The organism is Pseudomonas sp. B19125, assembly GCF_044218855.1.
In the GTDB taxonomy this organism is placed as follows: Bacteria; Pseudomonadota; Gammaproteobacteria; order Pseudomonadales; family Pseudomonadaceae; genus Aquipseudomonas; species Aquipseudomonas edaphica.
Map to the genome: position 1 here is coordinate 841,758 of NZ_CP162589.1, position 16,934 is coordinate 858,691.

Below are 16,934 nucleotides of genomic sequence, written 5' to 3' on the forward strand. Positions count from 1 at the left end.
GAGCCATTGATGACTGAATCAAACGAAACGCCGAACACCGTGGAAGAAGGCGACGAGTCCAAGCACCGCCGCATCAAGAGTTTTGTGATGCGCGCCGGCCGCATGACCGAAGGCCAGCAAAAGGGCCTGGAGCAAGGTACGCCGCTGTTCGTGTTGCCATTGGCCGACGCGCCGGTGGACTACGACCAGGTGTTCGGCCGTTCGGCCCCGCGTTCCCTGGAAATCGGTTTCGGCATGGGCCACTCCCTGCTGGAAATGGCCGCGGCCGCGCCGGACCAGGACTTTATCGGGGTGGAAGTGCACCGCCCAGGTGTCGGCGCGCTGCTTAACGGCGTACTGACCCAAGGCCTGACCAACCTGCGAGTCTACGACTGCGACGCGATTGAAGTACTCAACCGCTGCATCGCCGACAACAGCCTCGACCGCCTGATGCTGTTCTTCCCGGACCCATGGCACAAATCGCGTCACCACAAACGCCGTATCGTCCAGGCTTCCTTCGCGGAGCTGGTGCGCAGCAAGCTGAAAGTGGGTGGCATTCTGCACATGGCCACAGACTGGGAGCCGTATGCCGAATACATGCTGGAAGTGATGGACGTAGCGCCTGGCTACCGCAACCTGGCCGAAGACGGCAAATGCGTGCCGCGCCCGGCCGAGCGCCCGATCACCAAGTTCGAACGCCGCGGCGAGCGACTGGGGCATGGGGTTTGGGATTTGAAGTTCGAGAAGGTTGACTGACAAGCCAATAGCCGGCTTGGAGTGCAATCAACTGTGGGAGCTGGCTTGCCTGCGATAGCATCACCTCAGTATCACAGATACACCGAGGTGCCTGCATCGCAGGCAAGCCAGCTCCCACAGTTGTTTTGTGTTGGGCTTTGGAATCAGCGGCGGTCGGCGACTACGCCAATCAACACCAGCACCACCACCAACACTGGCGCCAAACTGTAGTTATTAAACTGGCTCAGCCCCCGCACAATCCAAGGCGTGGCATACAGCAAGGCTGCGCCGCTGCCGATCATGCATACCAGCGCCATCAACGGTACGCGCAATGCTCCGGCGATGCTGCCCAAGCGGCCTTCGATCCAGCCTTTGATATCCGCGCCAAACAACACCAGCAAACAACCGACAAGGGCCAGGGAGATTTCCGACAGGTTGCTACGGCTCCAGCGGGACACGGTGGCGAGCAGGTCGAGTACCAAATCCATGTGATTTCCTTAGAGCGTCAGCTCAAAAACTTCTGCAACAGGTCATTGAGAAAGAGTTGCCCACGGTCGGTGGCCGCCAGGCGTGACGGTTCGACCTGCATTAAGCCACTTTGTTCTGCCTCCTGGCGGCCTTCGTCGAGGCTGGCCAGGTCGAGGCCGGTGCGTTCGGCGTACAGCTTGGATTCAACGCCTTCGGTGAGGCGCAAAGCGTTCATCAGGAACTCGAACGGCAGCTCCTCATTGGTCAGTTCTTTCGCCCCGGCCTGGAAACTTTTTGCCGGGTTGAGGTAGTCCTTTGGCGCCCGGGTTTTCCAGGTGCGCACGATGCGCCCGTCCGGATGGCTGAGCTTGCCGTGGGCGCCCGCGCCGATGCCGATAAAGTCGCCGAAGCTCCAGTAATTCAGGTTGTGCCGTGCCGGGCGGCCCGGTTGGGCATAGGCCGACACTTCATATTGCGCGTAACCGTGTTCGGCCAGCAGTGCCTGGCCAGCTTCCTGAATATCCCACAGCGTGTCGTCTTCCGGCAGCGCGGGCGGCTGGTTCCAAAATACGGTGTTGGGTTCCAGCGTCAGCTGATACCAGGACAAGTGCGTTGGCTTCAATGCGATGGCCTGGCGCAAGTCGCTCAGGGCATCGTCCAGTGACTGATCGGGCAAGCCGTGCATCAGGTCCAGGTTGAAGTTATCGAACCCGGCCTGGCGTGCCATGCCGGCGGCGCGCACAGCTTCATCGCCGTTATGGATGCGGCCCAGCGCCTCAAGCTTTTGCTGCTGGAAGCTCTGGATGCCGATGGACAGGCGATTGATCCCCAACTTGCGGTACGCCACGAACTTCTCTTGCTCGAAGGTGCCAGGGTTGGCTTCCAGGGTGATTTCGATGTCGTTGGCAAACGGGATACGGGCTTGCACGCCTTTGAGCAGGCGCCCCAGCGCGGCGGCGCTGAACAGGCTGGGCGTGCCGCCACCGAAGAAAATCGAGCTTAGTTCACGGCCGTAAACCGCATGCAGGTCTTGATCAAGGTCGGCCAGCAATGCGTCTACGTACTCTTCTTCCGGCAGCACTTTGCTGGCGGTGTGGGAGTTGAAGTCGCAATACGGGCATTTGCGCACGCACCACGGGATGTGGATGTACAGCGCCAGGGGCGGCAGCACCGACAAGGCCGCCCGAGGCGTTTGCGCGCCGCCGTGGATCAGCGGCTGCGCAGAGGTGTTCTGGGTCATTTCAGGCTCAGGCGTTGGCGCAGCAAATCCATTGCGCGGGCGCGGTGGCTGATCTGGTTCTTGTCGGCCGGGCTCAGTTCGGCGCTGGAGACATTGCGCTCCGGCACCCAGAACAGCGGGTCATAGCCAAAGCCATGCTCGCCACTGGCGGCATGCAGGATGCGCCCGTGCCACAGGCCTTCGCACAGAATCGGCAACGGGTCATCAGCGTGGCGAACCAGCGCCAGCACGCAGACAAACTGTGCGCCGCGCATCGCGTCCGGCACGTCCTTGAGGGCGTCCAGCAGTTTGGCGTTGTTGGCCGCGTCGCCTTTGCCATCGGCATACCGCGCCGAGTAGATCCCAGGCGCGCCGCCAAGGAAATCCACGGCCAGGCCCGAGTCATCCGCCAGCGCCGGCAGGCCGGAGATGCGTGCGGCATTGCGGGCCTTGAGGATGGCGTTTTCGACAAACGACAGGCCGGTCTCTTCCGGTTCGACCTGGCTGAACTCGCCGATCGAGCGCAGCTGCACGGAGTCGCCGAGCATGGCCTGGAGTTCTTTGAGTTTGCCGGCGTTATGGCTGGCGAGTACGAGCTGTGTCAGGTTCATTTGGTGCCCGGAAAAAGTTCTTGGACGAAGCTGAAACCGTGGGCCTTGCCACCGGTTTCAACGTTGATGGTAAACGTCCGGTATTCCTGCTGTGTGACCGAGTAGGGCGCCAGGTACGAGATGCCGCCCTTTTCAGTAATCTGCTTGAACGTCAGCACTTCGCTCTTGCCGCTCAAGTCCTTGATCGTGCCGGTCACCTGCGCGGCCACTGGCGTCACGCCCTTGATCACCGACACATTGATCAGGCCCTTCTCGTTGCTGCGCACGATACCGGCTGCCTGGGCGGTTTCCGGTTGCAGGAAACTCGAGGTGAAGGTGTTGTAGTGCACAGTGATATCGCCAAATTCTTTCTGGCGGTTACCGTCGACGGCGTCTGCTGCCACGGCGCTGGCGCCCAGGAAGGCGGTCAATAGAAAAACAGCCAAACGACTCATGATCGTGCCTCTTGATAATGATTAGACGGCAATCTTGTGGTCGGTCAGGCCAGGGCTGCTGACCCGGTAGATACCAATTTCGCCCAACAGATTAGGCCATAGCTTACTCGCCCACCCATGGCGGTGCTGTTGATCGACGGCAAGGCGGTTGATCACCTTGGCTTCACGCTCGCCGCACAGGGCTTCGAAGTCTTCAAACGTACAGAAGTGGATGTTCGGTGTGTTGTACCAGGTGTATGGCAGGAAGTCCGAGACCGGCATGCGGCCCTTGGTCGCCAGGTACCAACGGCAGCGCCAGTGGCCGAAGTTGGGGAAGGTAATGATGCACTGACGGCCCACGCGCAGCATCTCGTCGAGGATGCGGTCCGGGTAATGCACCGCTTGCAGGGCCTGGGTCATCACCACGATATCGAAACTGTTGCTGGCAAAGTTGCCCAGGCCCTTGTCCAGGTCCTGCTCGATCACGTTGATGCCCTTGGCCACGCACTGGGCGATGTTGTCCGGGTCGTTTTCCAGGCCATACCCGGTGACTTGCTTGTTGTCGCGCAGCCAGCTGAGCAGTTCGCCATCACCGCAGCCCAGGTCGAGCACGCGGCTGCCGGCGGGGATCCAGTCTTGGATGATTTCCAGGTCGGCTCTCATGGCGTTCTCACAAAGTAATGCGGTTCATGTAGTTGCTGAAAGCCTGCAGGTAGCGTGGGATCGGAATCAGGAAGGCGTCATGGCCTTGCGGAGCATCGATCTCGAGGTAGCAGACGTCTTTGCGTGCGGCCATCAAGGCGTCCACCAGTTCACGCGAACGCGCTGGCGAGAAGCGCCAATCGGTGGTGAATGACATCACGCAGAACTTGGCCGTGGCGTGCTCGAAGGTTTTCGCCAGGTCGTCGTCGTGGTTGGCGGCCGGGTCGAAGTAGTCCAGCGCCTTGGTCATCAGCAAGTAAGTGTTGGCGTCGAAGCGCCCCGAGAACTCCTCGCCCTGGTAACGCAGGTAGCTTTCGACCTGGAACTCGACACTGTGGAAGTCGTAGTTGAGCTTTTCGCTCTTGAGCCCACGGCCGAATTTTTCGCCCATGGAGTCATCGGACAGGTAGGTGATATGCCCGACCATCCGCGCCAGCATCAAGCCGCGCTTGGGGATCACACCGGCTTCCTGGAACGAACCGCCGTGGAACTCGGGGTCGGTGAGGATGGCCTGGCGTGCCACTTCGTTGAACGCGATGTTCTGCGCCGACAGTTTTGGGGCCGAGGCGATGGCCAGGCAATGGCGCACGCGATCCGGATAGGAGATGGTCCATTGCAGCGCCTGCATGCCGCCCAGGCTGCCGCCGATCACAGCGGCCCATTGGTAGATGCCCAGCAAGTCGGCAAGGCGCGCCTGGCTGTGCACCCAGTCTTCCACGGTCAGCACCGGGAAGTCGGCGCCGAACGGCTTGCCGGTTTCCGGGTTGAGGCTGCTCGGGCCGGTGGAACCATTGCAGCCGCCGAGGTTGTTCAGGCTGACCACAAAGAATTTGTTGGTGTCGATGGGCTTGCCGGGGCCGATGCAGCTGTCCCACCAGCCGGGCTTGCGCTCGTCGGCACTGTGAAAGCCAGCGGCGTGATGATGGCCGGACAGGGCGTGGCAGATCAGCACGGCGTTGCTCGCCGTGGCGTTCAACTGGCCGTAGGTTTCATAGATCAGGTCGTAGGCAGGCAGCGAACGGCCGCAGGCCAGGGCCAGCGGTTCGCTGAAGTGCGCCACTTGGGGCACGACCAGTCCAACAGAATCGGGGGGGAAGGCAGCTGGCATCGACCCTGCTCTCGTTTAAATGAGGCGTAAGTCTAAAGAGCGGTGACCCCAGCGGCAAGCAAAGGCCTGCACCAGTACGCAGATACAGATATCAGCACTGGCTTGTGTGGGAGCTGGCTTGCCTGCGATTGCATCACCAAGGTGAGACTGACACACCGAGGAGCCTGCATCGCAGGCAAGCCAGCTCCCACCTATCAGATCAGGCCGAACAGCTCTTTAGGCATGAACGCATAGTAGGCCAAGCGCGGAATCACCCAGCTTTGCAGCAGCTGGATCGCGATAAACGCGAAGATTGGCGAGATATCCAGGCCGCCCAGGTTCGGGATCAGGCGACGGAACGGTGCCAGCACCGGTTCGGTGATCTGGGCTACCAACTCAGCACCCGGGCTGCGGCTGCCGGGTGCGACCCACGACAGAATCACGCTGATGATCATCGACCAGAAAATGATCTTCAAAAACAGCGAGAAGATTCCGATCAAGCCCCATGGCAACAGCAGCACGGTGAACGCCTGGTAGCCGTTGAGCATCAGGATCACCACAAACAACAGGATTTGCAGCAGCAGTGCCAGCACCAGCGAGGACATGTCCAGGCCGAACATGCTCGGCACTACCCGGCGCAGTGGCTTGAGCAGCGGTTGGGTGGCCTTGACCACGAATTGGCACAGCGGGTTGTAGAAGTTCGCCCGCACCAGTTGCAGGATAAAACGCATCAGCACGATCAGCAGGTACAGGCTGCCCAGGGTCTGGATGATGAAAATGGCAGCGTCATTGATTCCGAGCATGTTTGATTACCTTGGTAAGGGATGACTATTTGCCCAGTTGCTCAGCCATCTCGGCTGAACGGTGTGCGGCGGCACCCAGTGCTTTTTCCACCAGGGCTTCAAAGCCCCCGGCCTGGAAGGATTCGATGGCGGCCTGCGTGGTACCGCCTGGCGAGGTCACGCGACGGCGCAACTCGGCAGCGTCTACATCACTGTCGACCGCCATGTTCGCGGCGCCCAAAGCAGTTTGCTCGGCCAGTTGTTCAGCGACTTCATGTGACAGGCCGAGTTTGACGCCGGCGGCGGTCATGGCTTCGATCAGCAGGAAGAAGTAAGCCGGGCCGCTGCCGGACACGGCGGTGACCGCGTCCAACTGCTGCTCCTGTTCCAGCCACACGGCCAGGCCCACGGCAGACAGCAGTTCCTGAGCCTGGTCGCGCTGCTCGGCAGTCACCTCGGAGGTGGCGTACAAGCCGCTGACGCCCTTGCGCAGCAGTGCCGGAGTGTTGGGCATGCAACGCACGATCGGCTGGGCACCGAGCCAGGTGTTCATGCTGGCGCAGGTGATGCCGGCGGCGATCGATACCACCAGTTGGTGCGGTTGCAGGCTCGGGCGCAGGCTTTCGCACACGGCCTTCATGGCTTGCGGTTTTACCGCCAGCACGATCACGTCGACGCCGTGGATGGCCTCGGCGTTATCGGCAAAGGTTTCGATACCGTGCTCGGCGCTGACGCGGGTGCGGGTCTCGGCGCCGGGGTCGCTGGCGCGGATCTGCGTGGTTTCCAGGCCCTTGGCCCGCAGGCCGCCGATCAGGCTGGCCGCCATGTTGCCGGCGCCGATAAAGGCTATACGCGTGTTGCTCATGACAGGTCCTTACTTAGAGGGATGTCAGCCATTTTACGGCTGGCCGTAGTCGCGGGCGCCAAACAGGGCGGTACCGATCCGCACCCAGGTGGCCCCTTGGGCGATGGCCGACTCAAGGTCGTGGCTCATGCCCATGGAAAGTGTGTCCAGCGGCAGGTTCAGGCTGGCTTGCAGGTCTTTTACCGCAGCGAAGGCTGCATCTTGTGCAGCGCGATCTTCAGTCGGCTCGGGGATCGCCATCAAACCACGCAGCTTCAAACGCGGCAGGGCGCTGATTGCAGCAGCCAGGGCCGGCAGGTCGGCGGGTGTACAGCCGGACTTGCTGGCTTCGCCACTCACGTTGACCTGAATGCAGATATTCAGCGGCGGCAGGTCAGCCGGGCGTTGTTCAGACAGGCGTTGCGCGATTTTCAGGCGGTCCACGGAATGCACCCAGGCGAAGTGCTCGGCGATCGCACGAGTCTTGTTCGATTGAATGGGGCCGATGAAGTGCCAACTCAAGGGCAGGTCGGTTAATTCAGCCTGTTTGCCCAGGGCTTCCTGCAGGTAGTTCTCGCCAAAGTCGCGCATGCCGGCGGCATAGGCTTCGCGCACGGCCTGGGCCGGTTTGGTCTTGCTCACGGCCAGCAGGTGGATGCTGCTTTCGTCACGTTGCACGGCGTGGGCCGCGGCGCGGATGCGCTGGCTAACCTGGCCAATGTTGTCTGCTATCGTCGACATTCAAGATGCACCCGTGGATATGGAGTCCGCGGCATTCTACTGGAAATGGAAAGCCCTATGGATATCACTGAACTGCTGACGGCCAGCGTGCGCCGTGGCGCCTCCGACCTGCATTTGTCGGCTGGCCTGGCGCCGATGCTGCGTGTCGATGGCGAAATCTGGCCATTGGAGGGGCCGGTGCTTTCGCCTACGCAAGTTGCGGACTTATTAAGCCCTTTGCTCAACCAGCACCAACAAAAGGATTTCGAAACATCTCTTGAAACGGATTTTGCGTTCGCACTGCCGGGCCTGGCGCGGTTCCGCGCGAATGTGTTCCGCCAGGATCGCGGAATGGGCGCGGTGTTTCGCACCATCCCGACCGAAGTGCAAAGCCTGGAGAGCCTCGGGTTAGGTGAGGTATTCCGCCGTATCGCACAGCTGCCGCGTGGCCTGGTACTGGTGACCGGGGCGACCGGCTCCGGCAAGTCGACGACCCTGGCGGCGATGATCGACCACCTCAACCAGCACCGGCGCCAGCACATCCTCACGCTGGAAGACCCGATCGAATTTATCCACAGGCCGAAAATGGCCCTGATCAACCAGCGCCAGGTACACCGCGACACTCATAGTTTTTCGGCGGCGCTGCGCTCGGCCCTGCGTGAAGACCCGGATGTGATTCTGGTGGGCGAGCTGCGTGACCTGGAAACCATCCGCCTGGCGTTGACGGCCGCAGAGACCGGGCACTTGGTATTGGGCACGCTGCACACCACCTCAGCGGCAAAGAGCGTGGATCGGCTGGTGGACGTGTTCCCGGCGGGGGAAAAAGCCATGGTGCGCGCCATGCTGTCGGAGTCGCTGCAGGCGGTGGTGTCCCAGGTGCTGGTCAAGAAGCTCGGCGGCGGCCGGGTGGCGGCGCACGAGATCATGCTGGGCACGCCAGCCATCCGTAACCTGATCCGCGAGGACAAAGTGGCGCAGATGGTCTCGGCGATTCAAACCGGCGGGGCGTTGGGGATGAAAACGCTGGATATGAGCTTGAAGGCGTTGGTCAGCGCAGGGCTGATCAGCCGGGAGGATGCGCGGGGGCTGGCGCGGGTGCCGACAGATATCTGAACGCCGATGAAATCAGTGTGGGAGCTGGCTTGCCTGCGATGACGGTGTGCCAGTCGACAGAGATGTCGCCTGGCAGTTCGCTATCGCAGGCAAGCCAGCTCCCACATTTTGTAGTGCATTCAGCCTGGGATCAGCGCTGAACAACCCGCAGGTTATTCTGCTCTTTAGGCAGAACACGCTTGGCAATCACGTAGTTCTTGTCCCAGAACGGCTTTTTCAGTGTGTCGATGCTCACCGACTTGCCACGGCGCGGTGCGTGGATAAAGCGGTCGTTGCCCAGGTAGATGGCAACGTGGTTGACCTGGCGGCTCTTGAGTTTGAAGAACAACAGGTCGCCCGGTTTTAAATCCTTGCGATCAACCTTCAAGCCGTGGCCGGCAGCCATGGCGTTGGAGGTGCGGGGCAAATCCACCGCTTTTACATCATTAAACGCATATTTCACCAAACCGCTGCAGTCGAACCCTTTACTTGGGCTGCTGCCGCCCCAACGATAAGGAGTACCGAGCACGTTAACGGCACGGCTGAGGACATTGCTGCTTTGTTTGGTGTTGACGGCCAGTTGGGTGTGGATCGCTTTACCGTGGGCCTTGCTCACTTGAGTCGGGCGGTTGACGGTCAGCTTTACCGACTTGGCAGTGCTGGGTGTGCTGTGAACTTTAGGGGTGAAACCGTTAACGTTAGGAAGACGTTGCTCACGATTGGTGGCGTGGGCGGCCAGTGGCATTAATAGGCAAATGGTTAGCCATGTCTTGAAAAATGGTCGCATTAGGCGTGGCTCTTTTAGGTTTGCGCGCAACTTTATAACAGCTTTTTGTGTCGTTCTCAGGCCGTTTGTCGACTGAACTCTGGGGTCAAACTCAGGAAAAACGCGACGAATTGCCGCTATTGTCCTACAGAAGTCAGGTGGCATAAGGCTTTGCGGGAGGGAAGATACCATTTGCCGTGCGTCGGGCGCCCGTAAAAAAGTCACAAAGAAAATGAAAAAATTTATCTATCGAGGCAAAAGAGGTACTCCATGAACACCTATCGACAGGATGTTACGCAGCAAGACACCCACAGCAAGGTGATCGGTTACCTGCTTTGGATTTTTGGTTTTACCGGGGCACATCGCTTCTATTACGGCAAACCCGTGACCGGGACGATCTGGTTTTTCACCTTCGGCCTGTTCGGTATCGGTTGGCTGATCGACTTGTTCCTGATCCCGGCCATGGACCGTGAAGCAGACCTGCGTTTTACCGCTGGCCCGATCGAATACAACGTGGCCTGGATTCTGTTGGCGTTCCTGGGTGTATTCGGTTTGCACCGCATGTACCAGGGCAAATGGATCACCGGCCTGATCTACCTGCTGACCGGCGGTTTGTTCCTGATCGGGGTGCTGTATGACTTCTGGACGTTGAATACGCAGATTTCGATCCGCAATGCCGAGCGCAGTGCTGGACGATAAAGCACTTAAGTCATGTAGAGATGCAAATGTGGGAGCTGGCTTGCCTGCGATAGCATCACCTCGGTAGGGATGAAAGACCGAGGTGTCCGCATCGCAGGCAAGCCAGCTCCCACATTGACCGTGCCTACACTAGCTGTGTGATCTATCAGGCCTGGTAAGTAATCCGCCCATCCACCAAGGTGTAGCGCACCGTCGCCGGCAGGCTATGGCCGATGAACGGGCAGTTCTCGCCCTTGGACAGCCAGTGTTCCCCGGCAACCGTGGAACTGGCCGGGTCAAACAGCACCAGATCCGCCGCCGAACCCACCGCCAACTTGCCCGCTGGAAGGCGTAGGGCCTCGGCAGGGCCAGCGCTCAGGCGGGCGAGCAGTGTCGGCAAGTCCAGCAAGCCGTCTTCCACCAGCGTCATCGCCAGTGGCAACAACAGCTCTACGCTGCTGATGCCCGGCTCTGTTGCGCCAAACGGTGCCAGCTTGGCATCCCGTTCGTGGGGCTGGTGATGGCTGGAAATCGCCGAAACCACACCCGACTTCACCGCCGCCCGCAAACCTTCACGGTCGGCCAGCGTGCGCAGCGGTGGCTGCACGTGATACAGGCTGGAGAAGTCGATCAGCGCCTCATCGGTCAAAATCAGCTGATACAACGCCACATCCGCCGTCACCGGCAGGCCACGTGCCTGGGCCTGAGCGATCAAGGCCACACCGCGTGCGCTGGTGAGCTGACTGAAGTGCGCGCGCACGCCGCTTTGTTCCACCAACAACAGGTCACGGGCCAGGGCCACGGTCTCGGCAGTTTCCGGAATGCCCGGCAGGCCGAGGAAGCTGGCCACGGCGCCTTCATGAGCCAGGCCACCTTCGGCCAGGTCGCGGTCCTGGGAGTGGAAGATCACGGTCAGATCGAACGTGGCCGCATATTCCAGCGCACGGCACAGCGTGCGGGTGCTGCGAAAACTCTCCAGGCCATTGCCGAACGCCACGCAACCGGCGTCACGCAGGGCGATCAGCTCGGCAAGTTGTTCGCCTTCCAGGCCTTTGCTCAGGGCGCCGATGGGGAACACCTTGCAATTACCGGCTTCACGGGCGCGGTCGAGGATCAACTCGGTCACCGCCGAAGTGTCCAGGATCGGCTTGGTGTGTGGCGGGCAGCACAGGCTGGTGACGCCACCGGCCGCAGCGGCACGGGTTTCGCTGGCGATGCTGCCTTTGCGGCTGTAACCCGGCTCGCGCAGGGCGACGTTCAGGTCCACCAGGCCAGGCGCGGCCACCAGGCCGTTGGCATCGATACTCTGGCTGGCGCTGAAGCCGGCGGGCGCGGCGCCAATGGCGATGAGCTTGCCGGCTTCCAGGTGAAGGTCGGTGACTTGATCCAGCCCGCTGGCTGGATCGATAACGCGAGCGCCTAGAATGCTGAGCTTCACTGGGCGTTCTCCTGCTCGAATTGACGTTGCGCGGTTTGCCCGCTCATGGCCATGGACAACACGGCCATGCGGATGGCGATGCCATAAGTCACCTGGTTGAGGATCACCGACTGCGGGCCATCGGCCACCGCCGATTCAATCTCCACGCCACGGTTGATCGGGCCTGGGTGCATCACGATGGCATCCGGCTTGGCGCCGGCCAAACGCGCGGTAGTCAGCCCGAACAGGCGGTAGAACTCGCCTTCGCTCGGCAGCAGGCCACCGGACATGCGCTCACGTTGCAGGCGCAGCATGATCACCACGTCCACATCCTTGAGGCCTTCGGTCATGTCGGTGTAGACCTTCACGCCGTATTGCTCGATGCCGATCGGCAGCAGGGTTTTCGGCGCGATCACGCGAATGTCCGGGCAGCCGAGGGTTTTCAGGGCCAGCATGTTCGAGCGCGCCACCCTCGAGTGCAGGATGTCGCCGACGATGGCCACCGAGAGGTTTTCAAAGCTGCCCTTGTGCCGACGAATAGTGAGCATGTCCAGCATGCCCTGGGTCGGGTGGGCGTGGCGGCCGTCGCCGCCGTTGATGATTGCCACCTGCGGGCACACATGTTCGGCGATGAAATGCGCGGCGCCGGAGTCGCCGTGGCGTACCACGAACATGTCGGCGGCCATGGCTTCCAGGTTGCGCAGGGTGTCGAGCAGGGTTTCGCCCTTGCTAGCCGACGAGGTGGACACGTTCAGTGTGATCACGTCGGCCGACAGCCGCTGGGCCGCCAGTTCAAAGGTGGTGCGGGTGCGCGTGGAGTTCTCGAAGAACACATTGCAGATGGTTTTGCCACGCAGCAGCGGGACTTTCTTCACCGCCCGGCCACCGACTTCGAGGAACGAGTCGGCGGTGTCGAGGATTTCGGTGAGCAGTTCGCGGGGCAAACCGTCGAGGGACAAGAAGTGTTGCAACTGGCCCTGAGCATTGAGCTGCAGCGGGCGCTTGGCATCTAGAGGCGTCATCGCGGGGACTCTGTACAAGGCGGTTTAAAGGGCAAGGTCTTGCAGTTCGAGTTCGAGCGGCGTGGGACCGGACAATTTTACCCGTTGATGGGCTTGCAGCGACAGCGTTGCACCAACCACGTCCGGGCTGATCGGCAATTCGCCGGCGTCCAGGTCCAGCAGGCATACGAGGGTCACGCTGGCCGGGCGGCCGTAGTCGAACAGCTCGTTAAGGGCGGCGCGGATGGTGCGGCCGCTCATCAGCACGTCGTCGATCAGCACCAGATGCTGGCCTTCGACCTCAAACGGCAGCGCCGAGGGCTGCACTTGCGGGTGCAGGCCATTCTGGCTGAAGTCGTCGCGGTAAAAGGACACGTCCAGGGTGCCCAGCGGCGAATCGCTGCCCAGCTCTTCCAGTAGCGCCTGGGCCACCCACACACCACCAGTGCGGATGCCGATAAAACGCGGCTCGCTGATGGCGCGGTGTTCCAAGTGGGCCTTAAGGCGAATCGCCATCTGGCTGATCAGTTCGGCGGGATTGGGCAGGCTCATGGTGGCTCCTTCAAGGGCTTGCGCGGCGTGGGCGCAGCAAGGTCCGGACTCAAACGTAAAAAGACGCGGCAAGCCGCGTCAGTCAGGATTCAAATAAAGCGGTGTTTTCATCCAGCCAGCCCTGCAGCAACAGGGCGGCGGCAATGGCGTCCACGGGGTTGTCGCGGTAGCTGCCTTTTTGCCCGCCACGGTCGCGGCGTTCACCCTTGGCTTCAAAGGTGGTCAGGCGTTCATCGTGGGTATAGAAGGGCAGGTTGTAGCGGCCATTGAGGCGGCGGGCGAATTTTTCCGCGCGCAGGCACATGTCGCTGGGGGTGCCGTCCATGTTCAACGGCAGGCCGACCACCACAGCATCGGGCTTCCACTCTTTAATGAGGGCTTCGACCTGGTTCCAGTCCGGCACGCCGTTCTGGGCTTTCAAGGTACACAGCTCGCGGGCCTGGCCGGTAATCACCTGGCCGACCGCTACGCCGATCTGTTTGGTGCCGTAGTCAAAACCGAGGATCAAGCGCAAAGCCATCAGGCGTGCCCCGCCTGGCTGGTCAGCAGGCTGAGGTTGACCCGAAGCTTGGCGGCAGCTGCTTCCAGGCGCAGCTCACTGGCGGTGTTGAACAGGATGTCGGCGTCAAACGGGCAGGTCAGCCAGGCATTGCTGGCCAGTTCGGCTTCCAGTTGCCCGGCTTCCCAACCGGCATAGCCGAGGGTGATCACGCTTTGCTCGGGGCCGACGCCGTCGGCGATGGCAAACAACACGTCCTGGGAGGTCGACAGCGACACGCCTTCAAGGTCTACCGTGGCCTGAAACTTCGGTCCGGTGGGGTGCAGCACAAAGCCACGATCGGTCTGCACCGGCCCGCCGATGTAGATCGGCACGCCCTGGCAACGCGCCGGTGGGTCGATCTCGGGGCGCAGTTGCTCAAGGATATCGGCCAGGTTCAGCTCTTGCGGGCGGTTGACCACCAACCCCATTGCACCATTGGCCGTGTGCTCGACGATGTAGGTCAAGGTCTGCGCAAAGTTCGGGTCGGCCATATGGGGCATGGCGATCAGGAATTGGTGCTTGAGGTAGGTCGGGCTGACATTTTTCATGCCCACTAGTGTGGCGTTGGAGGGGCGAACTGACAAGCTGGAGTTAGTGATCGCTCCGCGTCGCGCTCTTAAAAGTGGACGCGGAGCGTCCTGAGATGCATTCCCACGCAGAGCGTGGGAACGATCCTTATCCATCATTAAAGGATGTACTTCGTACCTGTGGCGAGGGGGAACGATCCTCAGTTGCTCGACAGCCGATCGCCCCTGGCAAACTTCCAGGTGCGGATGATTTCCAGGCGGTCGATGTCGTTCAAGTCACCGGTAAACGGCGCGAAAGGCGCAGCCAGGCGCACGATGCGCTGGGCGGCCTGGTCCAGCAGCGGCTGGCCGGACGACTCCAGCACCTGCACTTCATAAAGCGAGCCGTCGCGGTTGATCGACACCAGAAGACGCAAATTGCCGTAAATCTGCTGACGCCGCGCTTCATCCGGGTAGTTGAGGTTACCGATGCGCTCGACCTTCTTGCGCCACTCGTCCTTATACCAGGCGCCTTTGTCGCGCATGGTTGACGCGGCATTCAGGCGGTAGATGCGCGGGCGCTTGGCATACAGCTGTTGCTCATTGGCCAGTTCCGCTTCGAGGCTGGAGATCTGGTCAGAGAGCTGCGAACTGTCGAACGTCGGCGCAGGCTTCACCGGCTCAGGCGTAGGTTCGGTCTTGGCTTTCTCGCGCTGGGTCGCAGCTTTTTGCGGTTTGGGCGCAACGGTGGTCACGGCGGCCTTGGGCGCGGCCTGCTTGACCTCGGGCTTGGGGGCGGGTGGGGGCGTGACTTTATTGACCTTGTTGTCCTGGAAGGGCGCCACTTCGGTGGTCTTGGGCACGGCTTTCTTGTCGAGGGTGCCGCTGCCTTGCTGGTTGTCCTGGGCAAGAAAATCGGCCTTTTCGGGCTTCTTTTCGCTCTTGAACGTGGCGAGGGTGATTTCCAGGGTTTTGGTGATCTGCTTGGGTTCGACGTAGGTGAAGCCCAGGCCGAGCAGTAGGGCAAGGTGGATCAAGGCGGCCAGGAACAGGGTAAATCCGAGCCGATCAGCCGGGCGCACGCCGCTATGGGAGAGTTCGTAGGGCAGATCGGACGGGAGTGTCATGACAAAAAAACCAACATCGCGCGTTTCACAGGTGGCGCATGATAACGCAATGTTGGTTTATGTCCGGCTGTTCTATGTCACTTGGCTTGTAGCTTGCGCTCAATGGCCGCCATCAGCATTTCGCCGATGTTCGTGCCAAATGCATTGTCGATCTCGCGAATACAGGTCGGGCTGGTGACGTTGATTTCGGTGAGGTTCTCACCAATTACGTCTAGTCCTACAAATAGCAGGCCTTTTTCCCGCAGGGTTGGGCCAACCTGAGAGGCGATCCAACGGTCTTTGTCCGACAACGGGCGTGCTTCACCGCGACCACCGGCCGCCAGGTTGCCACGGGTCTCGCCGGCTGCCGGAATACGCGCCAGGCAGTAATCCACCGGTTCGCCGTCGATCATCAGGATGCGCTTGTCGCCATCCTTGATCGCCGGAATATAAGCCTGGCCCATGATCTGCTGGGTGCCCAGCGCGGTCAGGGTTTCCAGGATCACCGACAGGTTCGGGTCACCGGCGCGGTGACGGAAGATCGACGTGCCGCCCATGCCGTCCAGCGGTTTGAGGATCACATCACCGTGTTTGGCGGCGAATTCACGCAGCACGTCGGCGCGGCGGCTGACCACGGTCGGCGGCGTGCACTGCGGAAACAGCGTGGCGAACAGCTTTTCATTGCAGTCGCGCAGGCTCTGCGGCTTGTTGACGATCAGCACGCCGGCGCGCTCAGCCTGCTCCAGCAGATAGGTGGAGTAGACGAATTCCATGTCGAACGGCGGGTCTTTGCGCATCAGGATCACGTCCAGATCGCTCAACGGGCTGTCGATCTCGTCCGCCAGCTCAAACCACTTCTCAGGGTTGGCAAACACCTGCAGCGGGCGCATGCGCGCGCGGGCCTCGCCGTCGCCCTGGTAAAGATCGCGCTGCTCCATATAGAACAGGGTCCAGCCGCGGGCCTGGGCGGCCAGGAGCATGGCCAGCGAGCTGTCCTTTTTATAGGAAATGCTGGCGATAGGGTCCATGACAATGCCGACGCGAACGCTCATGGGGGATTTCCTCTAGCAAATTAGGGCGCATAAAAGTGGCGTCAGAGTGGCGCTGCGGCTGTTGTGGGTCAAGGAAAAACCACCTGGCCGGTTGCTCGATAGATTGCGCCCGGAGACTGTGCTAAAAAGACTGCCACGGCGCAGCAGCCCTTGAATTCCAAGGCTTGCGGCGCTCATCCTGTGCAACATCAGGCAGTACACACCGAAAACCGATTCGCTGTGGCGATGGTAGAGCAGATATGGAACAGCATTCCAACGCCTTGAGAGTGATGGTGATCGATGATTCAAAAACGATCCGCCGCACCGCCGAGACGCTGTTGAAGAACGTGGGCTGCGATGTGATCACGGCTATCGACGGTTTCGATGCCCTGGCCCGGATTGTTGATCATCACCCGCACATTATCTTTGTCGACATCATGATGCCGCGCCTGGATGGCTATCAGACCTGCGCCCTGGTGAAGAACAACCCGGCGTTCAAGTCGATCCCGGTGATCATGCTGTCTTCTAAAGACGGCCTGTTCGACAAGGCCAAGGGGCGCATCGTTGGTGTCGATCAGTTTTTGACCAAGCCTTTCAGCAAGGAAGAACTGCTGGGCGCAATCAAGGCTTACGTGCCTGGGTTTGCCGCAGTAGAACAAGCACACTGACGCCGCCTCACAAGGG

At 60.9% G+C, this 16,934-nt stretch carries 21 protein-coding genes; 4 read left to right on the forward strand and 17 right to left on the reverse strand.

The window, feature by feature from the left end:
• The first annotated feature begins 9 nt into the window (after positions 1 to 9).
• A complete protein-coding gene (trmB, locus tag AB4P96_RS03735; protein WP_017139460.1) occupies positions 10 to 735 on the forward strand; it encodes a tRNA (guanosine(46)-N7)-methyltransferase TrmB in 726 nt (241 codons plus the stop codon).
• A 143-nt stretch (positions 736 to 878) separates the two neighbouring features.
• On the opposite strand, the gene AB4P96_RS03740 is transcribed toward trmB, so the two are convergent.
• The 9 genes from AB4P96_RS03740 to AB4P96_RS03780 all read right to left on the reverse strand — a co-directional run bounded on the left by AB4P96_RS03740 (position 879) and on the right by AB4P96_RS03780 (position 7,581).
• Complete coding sequence (locus tag AB4P96_RS03740) at positions 879 to 1,202, reverse strand: DUF3392 domain-containing protein (RefSeq protein ID WP_017139459.1); 324 nt, start codon at positions 1,200 to 1,202, stop codon at positions 879 to 881.
• Positions 1,203 to 1,219: 17 nt separating this feature from the next.
• Positions 1,220 to 2,422 (reverse strand): radical SAM family heme chaperone HemW, encoded by a 1,203-nt coding sequence (hemW, locus tag AB4P96_RS03745; protein ID WP_395600513.1) that lies wholly within the window; start codon positions 2,420 to 2,422, stop codon positions 1,220 to 1,222.
• On the reverse strand, positions 2,419 to 3,012 hold the full coding sequence (gene rdgB, locus AB4P96_RS03750; RefSeq protein WP_017139457.1) for an RdgB/HAM1 family non-canonical purine NTP pyrophosphatase: 594 nt from the start codon (positions 3,010 to 3,012) through the stop codon (positions 2,419 to 2,421). The genes hemW and rdgB overlap by 4 nt, the downstream gene beginning before the upstream one ends.
• Positions 3,009 to 3,446, reverse strand: coding sequence for a DUF4426 domain-containing protein (locus AB4P96_RS03755; RefSeq protein WP_017139456.1), 438 nt, complete (start codon positions 3,444 to 3,446; stop codon positions 3,009 to 3,011). Before AB4P96_RS03755 ends, rdgB begins: the two co-directional genes overlap by 4 nt.
• Positions 3,447 to 3,467: 21 nt before the next feature.
• Positions 3,468 to 4,088, reverse strand: coding sequence for a methionine biosynthesis protein MetW (metW, locus tag AB4P96_RS03760; protein ID WP_016972957.1), 621 nt, complete (start codon positions 4,086 to 4,088; stop codon positions 3,468 to 3,470).
• Between the two features lie 7 nt (positions 4,089 to 4,095).
• The gene (locus tag AB4P96_RS03765) at positions 4,096 to 5,235 is read right to left on the reverse strand and encodes a homoserine O-acetyltransferase (RefSeq protein ID WP_170036803.1); all 1,140 of its coding nucleotides are present in this window, start codon (positions 5,233 to 5,235) and stop codon (positions 4,096 to 4,098) included.
• 194 nt (positions 5,236 to 5,429) lie between these two features.
• The gene (locus AB4P96_RS03770; protein ID WP_017139454.1) at positions 5,430 to 6,017 is read right to left on the reverse strand and encodes a YggT family protein; all 588 of its coding nucleotides are present in this window, start codon (positions 6,015 to 6,017) and stop codon (positions 5,430 to 5,432) included.
• Between the two features lie 25 nt (positions 6,018 to 6,042).
• The gene (proC, locus tag AB4P96_RS03775) at positions 6,043 to 6,861 is read right to left on the reverse strand and encodes a pyrroline-5-carboxylate reductase (RefSeq protein WP_395600514.1); all 819 of its coding nucleotides are present in this window, start codon (positions 6,859 to 6,861) and stop codon (positions 6,043 to 6,045) included.
• Between the two features lie 33 nt (positions 6,862 to 6,894).
• Entirely contained in the window at positions 6,895 to 7,581 is a 687-nt protein-coding gene (locus tag AB4P96_RS03780) for a YggS family pyridoxal phosphate-dependent enzyme (protein ID WP_169987578.1), read from the reverse strand.
• Between the two features lie 57 nt (positions 7,582 to 7,638).
• On the opposite strand from AB4P96_RS03780, the gene AB4P96_RS03785 reads away from it, so the two are divergent.
• On the forward strand, positions 7,639 to 8,673 hold the full coding sequence (locus AB4P96_RS03785; RefSeq protein ID WP_017139451.1) for a type IV pilus twitching motility protein PilT: 1,035 nt from the start codon (positions 7,639 to 7,641) through the stop codon (positions 8,671 to 8,673).
• A gap of 130 nt (positions 8,674 to 8,803) precedes the next feature.
• Here the strand turns inward: AB4P96_RS03785 and AB4P96_RS03790 are convergent, their stop codons facing one another.
• Positions 8,804 to 9,439, reverse strand: a complete 636-nt coding sequence (locus tag AB4P96_RS03790; RefSeq protein WP_017139450.1) for a C40 family peptidase — start codon at positions 9,437 to 9,439, stop codon at positions 8,804 to 8,806.
• A gap of 249 nt (positions 9,440 to 9,688) precedes the next feature.
• Between AB4P96_RS03790 and AB4P96_RS03795 the strand changes: the two genes are divergently transcribed.
• Entirely contained in the window at positions 9,689 to 10,117 is a 429-nt protein-coding gene (locus tag AB4P96_RS03795; RefSeq protein WP_138454259.1) for a TM2 domain-containing protein, read from the forward strand.
• Positions 10,118 to 10,262: 145 nt separating this feature from the next.
• Here AB4P96_RS03795 and AB4P96_RS03800 read toward each other — a convergent pair whose 3' ends face one another.
• The 7 genes from AB4P96_RS03800 to gshB all read right to left on the reverse strand — a co-directional run bounded on the left by AB4P96_RS03800 (position 10,263) and on the right by gshB (position 16,271).
• Positions 10,263 to 11,534, reverse strand: coding sequence for a dihydroorotase (locus AB4P96_RS03800; RefSeq protein ID WP_099550338.1), 1,272 nt, complete (start codon positions 11,532 to 11,534; stop codon positions 10,263 to 10,265).
• Positions 11,531 to 12,535 carry an aspartate carbamoyltransferase catalytic subunit gene (locus AB4P96_RS03805; RefSeq protein WP_056857699.1) on the reverse strand — a complete coding sequence of 335 codons (1,005 nt, stop codon included), beginning with the start codon at positions 12,533 to 12,535 and terminating at the stop codon, positions 11,531 to 11,533. The genes AB4P96_RS03800 and AB4P96_RS03805 overlap by 4 nt, the downstream gene beginning before the upstream one ends.
• 24 nt (positions 12,536 to 12,559) lie before the next feature.
• Complete coding sequence (gene pyrR, locus AB4P96_RS03810; RefSeq protein WP_017139446.1) at positions 12,560 to 13,066, reverse strand: bifunctional pyr operon transcriptional regulator/uracil phosphoribosyltransferase PyrR; 507 nt, start codon at positions 13,064 to 13,066, stop codon at positions 12,560 to 12,562.
• 82 nt (positions 13,067 to 13,148) lie between these two features.
• Entirely contained in the window at positions 13,149 to 13,586 is a 438-nt protein-coding gene (gene ruvX, locus AB4P96_RS03815; RefSeq protein WP_003195067.1) for a Holliday junction resolvase RuvX, read from the reverse strand.
• Positions 13,586 to 14,155 (reverse strand): YqgE/AlgH family protein, encoded by a 570-nt coding sequence (locus AB4P96_RS03820; RefSeq protein WP_017139445.1) that lies wholly within the window; start codon positions 14,153 to 14,155, stop codon positions 13,586 to 13,588. Before AB4P96_RS03820 ends, ruvX begins: the two co-directional genes overlap by 1 nt.
• Positions 14,156 to 14,334: 179 nt before the next feature.
• Entirely contained in the window at positions 14,335 to 15,240 is a 906-nt protein-coding gene (locus tag AB4P96_RS03825; RefSeq protein ID WP_200430434.1) for an energy transducer TonB, read from the reverse strand.
• Positions 15,241 to 15,317: 77 nt separating this feature from the next.
• Positions 15,318 to 16,271 carry a glutathione synthase gene (gene gshB / locus AB4P96_RS03830; RefSeq protein ID WP_099550340.1) on the reverse strand — a complete coding sequence of 318 codons (954 nt, stop codon included), beginning with the start codon at positions 16,269 to 16,271 and terminating at the stop codon, positions 15,318 to 15,320.
• 239 nt (positions 16,272 to 16,510) lie between these two features.
• On the opposite strand from gshB, the gene pilG reads away from it, so the two are divergent.
• Complete coding sequence (gene pilG / locus AB4P96_RS03835; RefSeq protein WP_010564379.1) at positions 16,511 to 16,918, forward strand: twitching motility response regulator PilG; 408 nt, start codon at positions 16,511 to 16,513, stop codon at positions 16,916 to 16,918.
• The last annotated feature ends 16 nt before the right edge of the window (positions 16,919 to 16,934 follow it).